This is a genomic window from Acuticoccus sp., from assembly GCF_965213555.1.
Taxonomy (GTDB): domain Bacteria; phylum Pseudomonadota; class Alphaproteobacteria; order Rhizobiales; family Amorphaceae; genus Acuticoccus.
The window spans coordinates 1,381,170-1,394,927 of sequence record NZ_OZ243890.1; the positions used below are offsets into that span (position 1 = coordinate 1,381,170).

Genomic DNA, 13,758 nt, shown 5'->3' on the forward strand with positions numbered 1-13,758 from the left:
TTCGGCTTACTCGGCGGCGGCGGCGGCGGCTGCGGCGGCGGGCTTGGGCGTCGCCTGGTAAGCCCAGTCGAGCCACTCGGTGAGGGCGGCGAGGTCGCCCGCCTCCACGGTGCCGCCCGCCCACACCCGAAGGCCCGGCGGCGCGTCGCGGTAGGCGCCGATGTCGTAGGCGACGCCCTCCGCCTCGAGCCTCCCGGCGAGCGCCTTGGCGAAGTCGGCCTGCTCCGATGCGGGCGCGCCGGCAACCGCCGGATCGACGATGGTGAAGCACGCCGACGTGTTGGATCGCGTTGCCGGGTCCCTGGCGAGGAACTCGATCCACGGCGTGCGCTCGACCCAGTCCGCCAGCACCGCGAGGTTGCGGTCCGAGCGCACCGCGAGCGAATCGGGCAGCGCCTCCGCCCAGCGCAGCGCGTCGAGGCAGTCCTCCACCGCCAGCATCGAAGGCGTGTTGATCGTCTCGCCCTCGAAGAGGCCCTCGATCAGCTTGCCGCCCTTGGTCATGCGGAAGATCTTCGGCAGCGGCCATGCCGGCGCGTGGGTCGTGAGCCTCTCCACCGCGCGGGGGCCGAGGATGAGGACGCCGTGCGCGGCCTCCCCGCCCAGCGCCTTCTGCCAGGAGAACGTCACGACATCGAGCTTGTCGAAGGGGAGCGGCTGCGCGAACGCGGCGGAGGTTGCGTCGCAGATGGTGAGGCCCGCACGGCCGGCAGGGATGACGTCGCCCGACGGCACGCGCACGCCGGAGGTCGTGCCGTTCCAGGTGAAGACGACGTCCTGGTCCCAGTCGACGGCGGCAAGGTCCGGCAGCTCGCCGTAGGGGGCGGTCACCACCGTCGCGTCGAGCCGCAGCTGCTTGACGGCGTCCGTCACCCAGCCCTCGCCGAAGGACTCCCAGGCAAGCATGGTCACCGGTCGCGCGCCGAGCAGCGACCACATGGCCATCTCCATCGCGCCGGTGTCGGAGGCCGGGACGATGGCGATGCGGTGAGCGTCCGGGACGGCGAGCAGCACGCGCGTGCGGTCGATCACCTCCCGCAACTTCGTCTTGCCTGGCTTCGAGCGATGGGATCGCCCGACCGGCGCATCCGCCAGGGCTCCGGGGGTCCAGCCGGGGCGCTTGGCGCAGGGGCCGGACGAGAAGCACGGGTTGCCCGGCCGGCGGCCAGGCATCAAAGCAGTCATCATGGTGCTATCCTTTCAGATAGTCGCCCCTCGTTGGGGAGGGGTGTCCCACCGCGGTGGCTACAGGCGGCGGGACCGTCGTGCAAGCCACGTCGACCGTACCGATGGAGGGCAAGGCGGGCAGCGGCGCGACGGACGCCGACCGACGTCGCAGGCGGTCGACACGTCCTGTCTGGGACCCGGTGACGCGTCGATCCGGAGCCGGCGCCGCGTGCGACGACCGCGGCGAGCGTCCGGCGAACCGCCGGTGCGCCTGCGATGCCCCAACCTGCTGAGCCCCAACCCCGTATTGGTCGGCGGACCGAAGGCGCAGGCGCCTGACCGAGGGTCGGGCATCTGCGTCGCTGCAGCCTATCCGTGCGCGCTCACCACGGAGGCGAGCTCATCGACCAGCGCGTCGATCATCGCCGCGTCGTCGCCCTCCGCCATGATGCGGATCAAAGGCTCGGTGCCCGACGGGCGCACCAGAAGCCGGCCTGAGGCGCCGAGCCGCGTGCGCGCGGCATCGATCGCCTCGACGACGGGCGCGGCCTCCAGCGGCGCTCCGCCGTTGAAGCGCACGTTCTTGAGGATCTGCGGCACTGGCTCGAAGCGGTGGCACACCTCCGACACGGGCCGTCCCCCTTGCACTACCACGGACAGCAGCTCGAGCGCGGCGAGGAGGCCGTCCCCGGTCGTTGTGTAGTCGGTGAGGATGATGTGGCCGGACTGCTCGCCGCCGATGTTGAACCGACCCTCCCGCATGCGCTCGGCCACGTAGCGGTCGCCGACCTTCGTGCGCTCCATGTGGATGCCCAAGTCGCGGAGGTAGCGCTCGAGGCCGAGGTTCGACATCACCGTGGTCACGACCGTGCCGCCGCGGAGGCGGTCGCTCTCCTGCCAGGAGCGGGCGATGACGGCGAGGAGCTGGTCTCCGTCGACCGGCTTGCCCTTCTCGTCGATGATGATGGCCCGGTCCGCATCGCCGTCGAGCGCGATCCCGACGTCGGCGCGCACCTCCAGAACCTTGGCGCGCACGGCTTCGAGGGAGGTGGAGCCGCAGTCGCGGTTGATGTTGGTGCCGTCCGGGGCGACGCCGAGCGGGACGACCTCCGCCCCGAGCTCCCACAGCGCCTCGGGCGCCACGCGGTAGGCCGCGCCGTTGGCGCAGTCGACCACCACCCGGAGGCCCTCCAGCGACAGGTGGCGGGGGAAGGTGCGCTTGGCGAACTCCACGTAGCGGTCGCGCACGCCGTCCAGGCGCGTCGCGCGGCCGATGCGCGTGCCCGTTGCAAGGCGCCGCGACAGGTCCGCTCCGATGAGCGCCTCGATGCGCGCCTCAACGTCGTCGGACAGCTTGAAGCCGTCGGCACCGAAGATCTTGATGCCGTTGTCGGCGAAGGCGTTGTGCGAGGCGGAGATCATCACGCCGATGTGCGCGCGCAGGGAGCGCGTCAGCATGGCGACCGCCGGCGTCGGGATCGGTCCGAGCATGAAGACGTCGGCACCGACCGCGGTGAAGCCGGCGCACAGCGCGTTCTCCAGCATGTAGCCCGAAAGCCGCGTGTCCTTGCCGATGACGATGCGCTGGTGCGTCTCGTGCTCGGCGAGGACGAGCCCGGTGGCCATGCCGACGCGCATCGCAACGTCGGGCGTCATGTTGCGCCCGTTGGCGGGGCCGCGGATGCCGTCGGTTCCGAAGTAGCTGCGGGCCATCGTCGAACTCCTCACGCGGTGGCGCCACCCATCCGATCGCGGCCGAAGCGTGTCAACGGGGCGACGTGCCCCTGCGCTCGCCGTCCTCGCCCTCCCCCTGAGCCGGGAACAGTTGGGCGTCGCGCACGTCGTCGACCTTGCTCTCGACGCGGGCGACGAGCCGTTCCAGCACGCGCAGACGCCGCTCGAGCGCCGGCTCGTCGTCGGCGGACGTCCCGATGGCCTCGCCGATCCCCGCAAGGTCCGCGGTGACGCGCTCGTTCGCTGCGCCTTGCCGCGCCACCGCGTCGGCCAGCACGTCGATCCTTGCCGAAAGCTGGGCGAGCCGAGCGTCGACGTCCGCGGCCGGAGCCTCGAGGCCGAGGCGATGGCGCAGGGGCGCCTCGTAGACGAGCGCTGCAACCACGACCGCGCCAAGGACCGCCGCCTGGGTGATCAACCCGATGAGGTACATGAGGCGTTGTCCTGTACGGTGGCGACGCGGCGGACGGGCCCTCGAAGGCTCGGACGGGGCCCCGTCCGGCGCAGGGCTCGGGCGCGGGTGAGGGTGCGGGCGCGGGCGCGGGCGAGAAAGGATGGGCTTGGAGGGGACGCCGAGCGCCTTGCCCCGTCGGTCGGCCATGGCTGCGTCGGGCTCGCCTTTCTCGCTGGAGCGGTCAGACCGGGTGCCGCTGACCTGACCCAAGGGGGACCGCTCGTCAGCGCGGGCAAGAGGCACGGTCTGCCGGCTCAAAGGGGCCTCGGGGTCGCCCGCCATCAGCGCCAGCCTGGACCGGGATCGAAGGCAGAAGCTCGGGATAAGCCTCCGTTCCCAGCATCGCGGCCGTCGCGTGTCTCCGGCCGACCCAACGGCTGGGTCCGCTCGACGGCGAGCTGCCCGCAGCCTCGGCACAACGCTGTGTCGGCTCCCGAGCGCCCCACGGTGTCTGAGCCTGCATCGCAGCGTCCGGACCTCCAGCACGAGCCGTCGGACGTCGACCGGCGGATGGGCCGCGGGAAGCGGCGGACGGACCGATCCGTCCGCCGCACCGTGTCAGCCGGCGGTGATCGCCTCGTTCAGCATGGTGTCCGGGTTCTCGGCGCAATTGACCGTAGCGGCCTCGAGCGGGCCGCTTCCCTCGACGTTGCCGGGGGAGTCCTGCGGCTGGGTCACGTCGGCCGGCTGGGGATCGTCGGTCGCGGCCTCGTTACGCTCCGCCACCACCGCTGCGGCGATGTTGCCCTGCCCCTCGACGGTGCCAGCCAGGCCCGCGACGGCCTCCGCCTGCGCATCCTCGCTCATCGCGTTGAACTCGGCGCACGTCATGTCCTGCGCCGCAGCCACGGACATGCCGGCCAGCGCAAACAGCGCTCCGATGATGATCTGCTTCATGGTGTGACCCTCTCCCTTGTCCCGGCGTCGCTCGGCCGGCAGCCGACAAACGCGGATCGGCCCACTTTCGAAGCAACCTGCATGGAGATTGTTCGTGGGGAGCGTCGTCGCTCCATTGCATCAAGGCAGCCGTCGGATCGCCGATCCATCGCAGCTGGTCCTCGCCCTTGAAAGGTCCAACCGCGCGAACCCTCCTACAGGACAACACGTTCGATCCTCAGCCGCCCTCCGGATCGTACAGCCGGCAGCACGATGCGTCGCATCAAGCGTTGCCGGAAGGACAAGACCGGAGGTCCAAGCTTACCAACATTTCATGTGGGACCAAGTCACGGGAGCGCGAGCGCCGCGACGGTCGACGTCGTCCCGAACGAACGAGGGCCCCGCCGGTCAGCGGGGCCCTCGGGGTGGTCCGGTCAGGAGGGCTGCGGCTCCAGCCCGCCCTCGTTGGCGGGGGGGCGGGGCTTGGGCGCTCCCGTCGGCGGAACCACGGATGCACGAGGCGGCGCATCGTCGTCCGCGCTCTCGCGCACGGGCGACTTGCCCTTCAACAGGTTGCGGATCTCGTCGCCGGTCAGCGTCTCGTACTCGAGGAGCCCCTTCGCGATGGTGTGCAGGTCGTCGAGGTGGGTCTTGATCACCGCCATCGCGGTCTCGTAACCGTCGTGGACGAACCGCTTCACCTCGCGGTCGACGGTCTCCATCGTCTTCTCGGAGACGTTCTGCGAGCGCGCGACGGAGTGGCCAAGGAACACCTCCTCCTCGTTTTCGCCGTAGAGCAGCGGGCCGAGCTCGTCGGACATGCCGAACTGCGTCGCCATGGCACGGGACAGCTTGGTCGCCATCTTGATGTCGGCGGAGGCCCCGGACGTGACCTTCTCGTGGCCGAAGATGAGCTCCTCGGCGACGCGCCCGCCCATGGCCACTGCAAGGTCCGCCTTGCACTTGGCCCGGGTCAGCGAAATCTGGTCGCGCTCCGGCAGGCGCATCACCATGCCGAGCGCGCGGCCGCGCGGGATGATGGTCGCCTTGTGGATCGGGTCCGACGCCGGCATGTGCAGCGCCACCAGCGCGTGGCCAGCCTCGTGGTAGGCGGTGAGCTTCTTCTCATCCTCGGTCATGACGAGGGTGCGCCGCTCGGCCCCCATCATCACCTTGTCCTTGGCGTCCTCGAACTCCTGGTGGGTGACGAGGCGCTTGTTGCGCCGTGCCGCGAGCAGGGCCGCCTCGTTGACGAGGTTGGCAAGGTCCGCGCCGGCGAAGCCGGGCGTGCCGCGCGCGAGCGTCTTGAGGTTCACGTCCGGCGCGAGCGGGACCTTGCGCACGTGGACCTTCAGGATCTTCTCGCGACCGACGAGGTCGGGGTTTGGCACCACGATCTGACGGTCGAAGCGGCCGGGCCGAAGCAGCGCAGGGTCGAGCACGTCCGGACGGTTGGTCGCCGCGATGAGGATGATGCCCTCGTTGGCCTCGAAGCCGTCCATCTCCACGAGCAGCTGGTTCAGCGTCTGCTCGCGCTCGTCGTTGCCGCCGCCAAGGCCCGCGCCGCGATGGCGACCCACCGCGTCGATCTCGTCGATGAAGATGATGCACGGGGCGTTCTTCTTCGCCTGCTCGAACATGTCGCGCACACGGCTCGCACCGACACCCACGAACATCTCGACGAAGTCGGAGCCCGAGATGGAGAAGAAGGGAACGTTCGCCTCGCCTGCGATGGCGCGCGCGAGCAGCGTCTTGCCGGTCCCCGGAGGGCCGACCAGGAGCACGCCGCGGGGGATCTTGCCGCCGAGCTTCTGGAACCGCGAAGGGTCCTTCAGGAAGTCGACGATCTCCTGCAGGTCCTCCTTGGCCTCGTCGACGCCAGCGACGTCCTCGAACAGCACGCGGCCATGGGCCTCGTTGAGCAGCTTGGCCTTCGACTTGCCAAAGCCCATCGCCTTGCCGGCGCCGCCCCCCTGCATCTGACGCATGAGGAACAGCCAGATGCCGAGGATGAGGAGCATCGGGAACCACGTGGCGAGGATGCCCCACAGGCTGATGCCGTCGTTGGGTGGCTCGGCGCGGATCGTCACGCCCTGGCTGTCCAGGGTGTCGATGTAGTTCGCGTTGGCCGGCGCGTACGTCGAAAAGCGACCACCCGAATCGTATTGCCCGGTGATCTCACGCTCCTGGATCGTCACGTTGCGCACGTTGCCCTCGCGCACCTCTGACAGGAACTGCGAGAACGAGATCTCCGCGGTGTTGGCCCGCTGCCCAGGGTTCTGGAACAGCTGGAAGAGCGCGATCAACAGAAGCGCGATCACGACCCACAGCGCGAAGTTGCGGAAGTGGTTGTTCATGACTGACCTTGCGTTGCACCCGCACCAGGGTGCCCGCGGACGCGACGCCCGCGTTCCCACGCCGTCAACATAGGAAGAACCCCTTCGCCTGCCAACTGTATTGCATCGACGGGTGCCCCCGCGCCATTCACCGCACCGGTGACAGGATGGCCCATTGGCTTGCCCAGGCCTTGGCGCGCAGCCCGAACGTCGGCGCCGCGACGAGGGCGCCGTCGACGAACAGGCCGGGCGCCGTCGCTACCGCAGGGCGGTGGACATCGTTGGGCGGTGGGAGCGGCAGGCGGTCGCCGAGGGCCGCGACGACGACCGCGTGCGGGCCCGCAGCGACCTCGTACCTGCCGTCGAACACGCCCCGGCCGCCGGCTGCAAGGGCGAGGGGCGCGATCGCCCGCGCTTCCCGCCACAGGACGATGCGCGCGCCGAGGACCGCGGCGCAGGCGTGCCCCAACGTTGCCGGCGCCCCGGCGAGAAGCGCGGCCTCGGCGCTGGCGAGCGCAGCAAAGCGCGGCGCGTGCCCTCCCGCGCGGCGCGCTGCCTCAGCGAGCGCCCGCAGGCGAACCTCGGGGTGCGCGGCAGCCCACCTGTTTGTGTCGAGCACGACGGCGCCAGCGCGATCCACGCGCATCGCCTCAGCGAGGAGGTCCGCGGTCAGCGCGTCCACGAGGTCGCTCGCCCGGGCGAGGTGGCCCGCCACCGCGGCGAGGCGCTCGGCGGTGAGGCCGACGGCGGCAAGGCGAGGCGCCAGCGTGCGCATGGCGACGCGGTCGAACCGCGGGTCGCCGTTCGAGGGGTCCTCGAGCCAGCCCACCTTCTGCGCCGACAGGGCCTCGCGCAGCGCGTCCCGGCGGGTGGCGAGCAGCGGCCGGACAACGGGAACGCCGTAGAGCTCGGTGCGCGGTCGCATCGCGGCGAGCCCGCGCAGCCCGCTGCCGCGGGCGAGGCGCAGGAGGACGGTCTCGGCCTGGTCGTCCAGGGTATGGCCGGTCGCGATGCCGGCAAGCCCGTGCGCCGAGGCGGCCGCTGCGAGCGTGCTGTAGCGCGCCTGCCGCGCCCAGGCTTGGAGCGAGCCCCGCGGCGGGCCCTCGACCTTGAGACGCACCACGGGACGGCCGAGCCGACGGCCGAGCGCCTCGACGGCGTCGGCCTCCGCGGCGCCGTCCGCGCGCAGGCCGTGGTCGACGGTGAGGATGACGTCCGCGACGCCGGGGCGCGCCTTGGCCATCAGCACCGCGAGGGCGACCGAGTCGCCGCCGCCCGACACCGCGATGCCGACAGGACCGCCGAGCCCGTCCAGCAGGCCGACGTCAAGGCGAACCGTGGAAGGCGCCGTCGCGGCCGGCGCCGGCCTCACACGCAGTTGGCCGTCCGCCGCTCCGCCTCTGCCGCGGCCCGCAGCCCGGCGTCGACGTTCGGGTAGGCGCCGAACAGCTCCTCGAGGGACGAGCAGGCGGCCTCGCTCTCGCCGAGCCCGTTCAGCGCGGTGCCGAGGCGCAGCAGGCTGACGGGGGCACGTGCGTTGTCCGGGTCGGTGGTGTAGGTCTCGAGGAACTGGTTCGCCGCGCCGCGGAAGTCGCGCTGGGCGAGCAGCGCCTCGCCGAGCAAGTAGCGCGCCTCTCCGGCGACCTCGCCGGACGGGTTGCCGCGCAGCACCTCGCGTGCCGCGTCCGCCGCCATGGCGTAGCGGCCCGACGACTGGAGGTCGCGCACGGCGTCGAGCGCGGGCGTCGAGGCGGGCGGCGGCGCGGCGGGGCTCGTGGGCAGCGGGCTCGTGGGTTCGGGCGCCGCGGCGAGCTCGCCGTTCAGCACCGACAGGTCGAGCGGGCCCGGCGGCAGCGCCACCGCCTCGCCGGGGGTCGCGGCTCCGGGATCCTGGTCCGTCGGGAGCTGCCCGAGCGTGCCCGGCGGCGCACCGGGCCCAGCGGTGCCGGGCGGCGGCGTGCTGTTCGCGCCGGATGCCGGACCCGTACCGGCCATGGCAGCCTCGAGCCGCCGCACGGTGAAGGTAAGCTCCTCCACCTGCCCGGTGAGCGTGCGCACCTGCGCCTCGAGCTGCTGGATGCGCAGCTCGGCGTTGGCCGCCGCGTCCGAGCCCTGCTGCTCGCCGCCGAAGATGTTGGGCAGGAAGCGGGACTGCGCCGGCGCAGTCCCAGGCTCGGCGGAGGGCGCGAGCCGGGGGAGCGCGGCAACCGGAGCGGCGACGGCGGCCGCCAAAAGCCCTGCGACGAGGGTGTGGCGCATGACGAGCCTCCATGCGGAACGCCACGCTTATAGCGTCGTCATCGCGTCCTGAGAACCGGGGCCACTGCGACGCTGGGCGGCGCGACGGTCGAGGGCAGGTCGTCCGCCCGATCGGACGACCGTCGGCGCTTCGTCAGGCGAGGATCGTCACCGCGCGGCGGTTCTGGTTCCAGCACGTCTCGTTGTCGCACACCGCCACGGGGCGCTCCTTGCCGAAGGAGATCGTGCGCATGCGGCTCGCCGGCACGCCGCGGCTCGCAAGGTAGTTGCGTGTCGCATCCGCGCGGCGGGCCGAGAGCGCGATGTTGTACTCGCGAGTGCCGCGCTCGTCGGCGTGCCCTTCGACGGTGACCTGGTACTGCGGATAGCGCTGCAGCCAAGCCGCCTGCTGGTTGAGGACATCGGCGGCGGTCGGCGTGATGTTCGACGAATCGACCGTGAAGAACACCCGGTCGCCGACGTTGACGGCGAAGTCCTGCGGCGAGCCCGGCGTCGCCGGCGCGCCCGCCCCCGCCACGGTGCTGGGCGGCGTCCGCGAGCAGCCCGCGAGCGCCAGCGCGAAGACGCTCGCCCCCGCCCCCGTGAGCACCCATCGCCTCGACCGGAACTCAGTCATCCACGCGACTCCGAAGGATCTCGTTCACCGCCAACTTACCCTGCGAGGGTTAACGCCCTGTTGGCGACGCCGCCAGCAGCGGCTCCGCCGCCGCACCGGACGGCCACGAAATCAGCGACGCGGCGACCACGCTGGGTCCGAGGCCAGCGTGTCGGTGGGCAGGCGTCGCTCGTTGCGGCCCGTCACGTCGACGGTGTAGATCCGCGCGCCACCCTCCGCACCGCCGCTCTCGCGGAAGAAGGCGATGACGCGCCCGTTGGGCGCCCACGTGGGCCCCTCGTTGTGGTAGCCCGAGGTCAGGATGCGCTCGCCGGTGCCGTCGGGCCGCATCACGCCGATGGCGAAGCGCCCTTGGTGCTGCTTGGTAAAGGCGATGTAGTCCCCGCGCGGCGACCACACCGGCGTCGCGTAGCGCCCCTCGCCCTGGGAGATGCGCTGCACGTCCGACCCGTCCGCGTTCATCACGTAGAGCTGCTGGGTGCCGCCCCGGTCGCTCTCGAAGACGATGCTGGAGCCGTCGGGCGAGAAGGACGGCGCGGTGTCGATGGAGGGCGAGCTCGTCAGCCGCCGCGGCGTCCCCGTCGCGAGGTCCATGGCGTAGATGTTGGCGTTGCCGCCCTCCTGCAGGCTCATGACGACGGTGTTGCCGCTTGGCGCGAAGCGCGGCGCGAAGCTCATGTTGGGCAGGTCGCCGAGGAGCTGTCGCCGCCCGGTCTCGATGTCGAGGAGGTAGACCTGCGGCTGCGAGCCCTCGTAGCTCATGTAGGTGATCGTCTGCCCCGCCGGGCTGAAGCGAGGCGTGAGGACGAGGTTCGATCCGTCCGTCAGGTAGGTGAGGTTGGCGCCGTCCTGATCCATGATGGCGAGGCGCTTCACGCGCGCCTCCTTCGGCCCGGACTCGGCGACGAAGACGATCCGCGTGTCGAAGTAGCCGGGCTCGCCGGTGAGCCGCTCGTAGATCACGTCGGAGACGAGGTGGGCGACGCGGCGCCAGTTCTCCGGCGTCGTGTAGAACTGCTGACCGACCACCTGAGCCTCCTGAAGGGGGTCCCAGAGCCGAAACTCCACCCTCAGACGGTCGTCGGTCTCACGAGACACCGAGCCGGTGACGAGCGCCTCCGCGCCGGTGTCGCGCCACGCGCCGAACGCAGGGATCGTCGATACGCCGACGGTCTGCTCGGGGTAACGCTCCCGCGTCACCGCCTGGAAGAAGCCCGAGCTGACGAGGTCGTTGGTGACGACCTCGGCGATCTGCGCGCCCAGCGCGTCGTCGCGCACCTGCCCGGAGAAGGACGGGATCGCGATGGGCAGCTGCCGCACGTCCCCGCCGGTCACCTCGATGGAGACGAGCGCCCTCGCAGGCCCGATGAGGGCGGTGAGGGTGAGCGCGATGACGGCCAGAATGTGGCCTGCGTGCGCCATCATCGTCGTAACACCTCTTCGCGGTGCCCGGCGCCGCAAAAGCAGCGGACGGGCCTGCCTCACCAATGCATTACACCGTCCACTCATGGCTCGGCGCGGTGACGCCGGACCTACCACCGCGCCGCACATTGGGGAAGTGCGTGGCCACAACAAGGCACGACGTTATGGCATCAGCTCGCGTGGGTCGAACGTCACCTGCAGCTCCTTCCAATCCTCGTAAGCCGACGGCGGCAGGAACTCGAAGGGCGTGCACTTGAGGACGGCGCGCCGGGCGGCGTCGGCCGCGATGTCGAAGATCGGCCCGATGCCCCGCGCGCGCACATCGTTGATCCGTGCCAGGCTGCCATCCTGGGCGAGCGTCATCTCCACCACGATGGCAAGCTCCTCGCGCTGGTCGATCGCGGCGGGGCGGATCCAGCAGCGCCGCAGCGCATCCATCACCGCATCCTTCCACGCCGCGGTCTGCGGCGCGTCGAGCCGACCGCCCTCGGCCCCCGCGCTCGCCTGCGCAGCGCCGGTGCCACCCCCCGTCGGCGCCGTCCTGTTGAGCAGGGCGGAGATGGTGTCGGCGTCGAACTCCTCCTCCCGTGGCTCCTCGATGCGTGCCGTGCGCGTCCGCCGCGGGGGAGTGGGCCGCGCGCGCGGCACCACGGTCTCGGGCACGGGAGCCGCCTCCTCGGCGAGGTCCTGGGGTGCCTCGATGGGCTGTGGGGTCGGCTCCGGCTCGACCGGCGCCGCCTCGGCCTCTGCGGCCTCCTCCGGCTCGGGCTCCGGCTCGGCCACCTCCGGCTCACCGGACGGCTCGGGCGCGGTCGACTGGTCGGGCGAATCGATCGCCTCCTCCTCGGTGGCGATGGTTTCGGCCGGCGCGTCGCTGGCGCCGGGCTGCGCCTCAGCCACCGGCGGGGGTTCGGGCACCTCCACCGTCTCGGGCGCCGGCGCCAGGGCGACCTCCGTCTCCTCCGGGCGCCCCTCGGTGATCTCGGTCGCCTCCTCGATGGTGAGGATCTCGATGGGCAGCGCCGCGACGGGCGGCGTCGCGTACCCCTCGCTCGAGGGCAGCGACACGACCGCGAAGGCGAGGAGGACGAGGTGGACCAGCCCCGAGACGATGAACGCGGCGCGCACCTCAGCCAGGCTCCTCGGTCGTCACGAGGGCAATGCGGTTGTAGCCTGCGCGGTTGAGCCGCCCCATGACGCGCATCACGATGCCGTAGTTCGCTGCCGCGTCGCCGCGTACCAAAATGCGCTCCTCGAGGTCGCCCCCCGTGGCCTGCTCGAGGCGCGCCTCGAGCTGCTCGATCCCGACGGACGCCTCGGCGAGGAAGATCTCCCCGTCGGGCGCAATGGTGATGGAGATCGGGTCGACGTTGCCCTCGAGCGGCCGCGCCCGGCTCTCCGGCAGGTCGATGGGCACGCCGACCGTGAGGAGCGGTGCGGCCACCATGAAGATGATGAGGAGGACGAGCATCACGTCCACGAACGGCGTGACGTTGATCTCGCTCATCGGCTGGAAGCGCGTGCGGCGCCGACGACCCCGCCCGCCGCCCGGCCCGGGCATCGCCATCCCCATGTCAGATCCGCTCGTCGATCTCGCGCGACAGGATGGCGAGGAACTCGTCGGCGAACCCCTCCATCTGCGCCGCGATGCGCGCCGCGTCCGTGGCGAGCTTGTTGTAGAAGATCGTCGCCGGGATCGCCGCGAGGAGCCCGAGCGCCGTCGCAAGCAGCGCCTCGGCGATGCCCGGCGCGACGACGGCAAGGTTCGTGGACTCGGACGCCGCGATCGCCTGGAACGAGCTCATGATGCCCCACACGGTGCCGAACAGCCCGATGAACGGCGCGGCCGATCCGGTCGAGGCGAGCACCATGAGGCCGCGCTCCATGTCCTCGCCCTCGCGCGACACGGTCATCGTCATCACCCGGTCGATTCGCTGGGCGAGCGAGGCGAGCGCCGGCTTCTCCCCCTCATGGCTCTTCTTCCACTCGCGCATGGCGGCCACGAAGACCGCCGAGAGGCCGTCCGGCTGCGCGTCCGCGCGCGCCTTGTAGAGCTCCTCGAGGGAGCGACCCGACCAGAAGTCGTCCTCGAAGGCAGCGATGCGCGCCCGGACGCGCCGGAACGCCAACGACTTGTAGATGATGATCGCCCAGCACCACACCGAGGCGATGATGAGGCCGATCATGACGACCTTCACAACGATGTGCGCTTGCAGGAATAGGGCGACCAGGGAGAAGTCGCTCGCCGCGGCCGCCGCGCCCTCGGCCAGCCCCTCACCCATCCCATAGGCCCCGGCTCGACGGCAGGGCAGCCGCAGTCAGCCTCACGGTGACAGATCCCCACGCAACGCACGGCCGCCGGTCGGTGGCGGGCGCCGCGTCCTCTAACCCGATCGACCGCGTGTGGCTAGTGGAGCCCTCACGGGAGGCACTGTCGCAGCCCAGCGCTCCACAGGGACGGGCGATGGCGGACTTCCAAGGCCCCTTCACGGTCAGGCCGGGGCCAGCACGGCGCGCACGTCCGGCGGCGGGCGTCGGGGGCGCCCGTCGGCACCGATGAGGCACAGCTCCGCCTCGGCGCTGACGAGCCGACGGGTGCCAACAACGATCGCCTGCCGCAGCCGGAAGGACGCGCGGCCCGCGGCCAGCGGCTCGGTTTCCACCGTAAGGAGCTCGTCGATGACGGCCGGGCCGTGGAACGTCGCGTCGAGTCGACGCAGCGTGAAGTAGACCGGAGGGTCCGCGGCCGCGAGGGCCCGGTGGTCGAGCCCCGCCGCCCGCAGCAGCTCGGTCCTCCCGCGCTCCAGGAAGCGGATGAACGCCCCGTGGTAGACGCGGCCCGAGAAGTCCGTGTCCTCGAAGTAGACGCGGAGCTCGAAGCAGAACGGCGTCAT

General features: G+C 71.5%; 13 protein-coding genes. All 13 read right to left on the reverse strand.

Features of this window, described 5'->3' with window-relative positions; translation table 11 throughout:
• Positions 1 to 6 precede the first annotated feature (6 nt).
• The 13 genes from ACOOE8_RS06745 to ACOOE8_RS06805 all read right to left on the reverse strand — a co-directional run bounded on the left by ACOOE8_RS06745 (position 7) and on the right by ACOOE8_RS06805 (position 13,758).
• Positions 7 to 1,188, reverse strand: coding sequence for a phosphoserine transaminase (locus ACOOE8_RS06745; protein WP_420394070.1), 1,182 nt, complete (start codon positions 1,186 to 1,188; stop codon positions 7 to 9).
• A gap of 348 nt (positions 1,189 to 1,536) precedes the next feature.
• The gene (glmM, locus tag ACOOE8_RS06750; protein ID WP_420394071.1) at positions 1,537 to 2,880 is read right to left on the reverse strand and encodes a phosphoglucosamine mutase; all 1,344 of its coding nucleotides are present in this window, start codon (positions 2,878 to 2,880) and stop codon (positions 1,537 to 1,539) included.
• A gap of 52 nt (positions 2,881 to 2,932) precedes the next feature.
• Positions 2,933 to 3,334 (reverse strand): hypothetical protein, encoded by a 402-nt coding sequence (locus ACOOE8_RS06755; protein ID WP_420394072.1) that lies wholly within the window; start codon positions 3,332 to 3,334, stop codon positions 2,933 to 2,935.
• Positions 3,335 to 3,913: 579 nt separating this feature from the next.
• Entirely contained in the window at positions 3,914 to 4,252 is a 339-nt protein-coding gene (locus ACOOE8_RS06760; RefSeq protein WP_420394073.1) for a hypothetical protein, read from the reverse strand.
• Between the two features lie 413 nt (positions 4,253 to 4,665).
• Positions 4,666 to 6,588, reverse strand: a complete 1,923-nt coding sequence (ftsH, locus tag ACOOE8_RS06765; protein WP_420394074.1) for an ATP-dependent zinc metalloprotease FtsH — start codon at positions 6,586 to 6,588, stop codon at positions 4,666 to 4,668.
• A 127-nt stretch (positions 6,589 to 6,715) separates the two neighbouring features.
• On the reverse strand, positions 6,716 to 7,939 hold the full coding sequence (tilS, locus tag ACOOE8_RS06770) for a tRNA lysidine(34) synthetase TilS (protein ID WP_420394075.1): 1,224 nt from the start codon (positions 7,937 to 7,939) through the stop codon (positions 6,716 to 6,718).
• Complete coding sequence (locus ACOOE8_RS06775; protein WP_420394076.1) at positions 7,936 to 8,826, reverse strand: hypothetical protein; 891 nt, start codon at positions 8,824 to 8,826, stop codon at positions 7,936 to 7,938. The genes tilS and ACOOE8_RS06775 overlap by 4 nt, the downstream gene beginning before the upstream one ends.
• Before the next feature lie 133 nt (positions 8,827 to 8,959).
• Positions 8,960 to 9,442, reverse strand: a complete 483-nt coding sequence (gene pal, locus ACOOE8_RS06780; protein WP_420394077.1) for a peptidoglycan-associated lipoprotein Pal — start codon at positions 9,440 to 9,442, stop codon at positions 8,960 to 8,962.
• Between the two features lie 111 nt (positions 9,443 to 9,553).
• Positions 9,554 to 10,864, reverse strand: a complete 1,311-nt coding sequence (tolB, locus tag ACOOE8_RS06785; protein ID WP_420394646.1) for a Tol-Pal system beta propeller repeat protein TolB — start codon at positions 10,862 to 10,864, stop codon at positions 9,554 to 9,556.
• Between the two features lie 162 nt (positions 10,865 to 11,026).
• The gene (locus ACOOE8_RS06790) at positions 11,027 to 11,992 is read right to left on the reverse strand and encodes a hypothetical protein (RefSeq protein ID WP_420394078.1); all 966 of its coding nucleotides are present in this window, start codon (positions 11,990 to 11,992) and stop codon (positions 11,027 to 11,029) included.
• 1 nt (position 11,993) lies between these two features.
• Positions 11,994 to 12,425, reverse strand: coding sequence for an ExbD/TolR family protein (locus tag ACOOE8_RS06795; RefSeq protein ID WP_420394079.1), 432 nt, complete (start codon positions 12,423 to 12,425; stop codon positions 11,994 to 11,996).
• Positions 12,426 to 12,438: 13 nt separating this feature from the next.
• The gene (tolQ, locus tag ACOOE8_RS06800; RefSeq protein ID WP_420394080.1) at positions 12,439 to 13,146 is read right to left on the reverse strand and encodes a protein TolQ; all 708 of its coding nucleotides are present in this window, start codon (positions 13,144 to 13,146) and stop codon (positions 12,439 to 12,441) included.
• 210 nt (positions 13,147 to 13,356) lie between these two features.
• On the reverse strand, positions 13,357 to 13,758 hold the full coding sequence (locus tag ACOOE8_RS06805) for a hotdog domain-containing protein (RefSeq protein WP_420394081.1): 402 nt from the start codon (positions 13,756 to 13,758) through the stop codon (positions 13,357 to 13,359).

Bases quoted from the DNA above. Each gene is read 5' to 3' on its own strand.
- ACOOE8_RS06745 (WP_420394070.1), bottom strand. From the start codon at position 1,188: ATGATGACTGCTTTGATGCCTGGCCGCCGGCCGGGCAACCCGTGCTTC.
- glmM (WP_420394071.1), bottom strand. From the start codon at position 2,880: ATGGCCCGCAGCTACTTCGGAACCGACGGCATCCGCGGCCCCGCCAAC.
- ACOOE8_RS06755 (WP_420394072.1), bottom strand. From the start codon at position 3,334: ATGTACCTCATCGGGTTGATCACCCAGGCGGCGGTCCTTGGCGCGGTC.
- ACOOE8_RS06760 (WP_420394073.1), bottom strand. From the start codon at position 4,252: ATGAAGCAGATCATCATCGGAGCGCTGTTTGCGCTGGCCGGCATGTCC.
- ftsH (WP_420394074.1), bottom strand. From the start codon at position 6,588: ATGAACAACCACTTCCGCAACTTCGCGCTGTGGGTCGTGATCGCGCTT.
- ACOOE8_RS06775 (WP_420394076.1), bottom strand. From the start codon at position 8,826: ATGCGCCACACCCTCGTCGCAGGGCTTTTGGCGGCCGCCGTCGCCGCT.
- pal (WP_420394077.1), bottom strand. From the start codon at position 9,442: ATGACTGAGTTCCGGTCGAGGCGATGGGTGCTCACGGGGGCGGGGGCG.
- tolB (WP_420394646.1), bottom strand. From the start codon at position 10,864: ATGGCGCACGCAGGCCACATTCTGGCCGTCATCGCGCTCACCCTCACC.
- ACOOE8_RS06795 (WP_420394079.1), bottom strand. From the start codon at position 12,425: ATGCCCGGGCCGGGCGGCGGGCGGGGTCGTCGGCGCCGCACGCGCTTC.
- tolQ (WP_420394080.1), bottom strand. From the start codon at position 13,146: ATGGGTGAGGGGCTGGCCGAGGGCGCGGCGGCCGCGGCGAGCGACTTC.
- ACOOE8_RS06805 (WP_420394081.1), bottom strand. From the start codon at position 13,758: ATGACGCCGTTCTGCTTCGAGCTCCGCGTCTACTTCGAGGACACGGAC.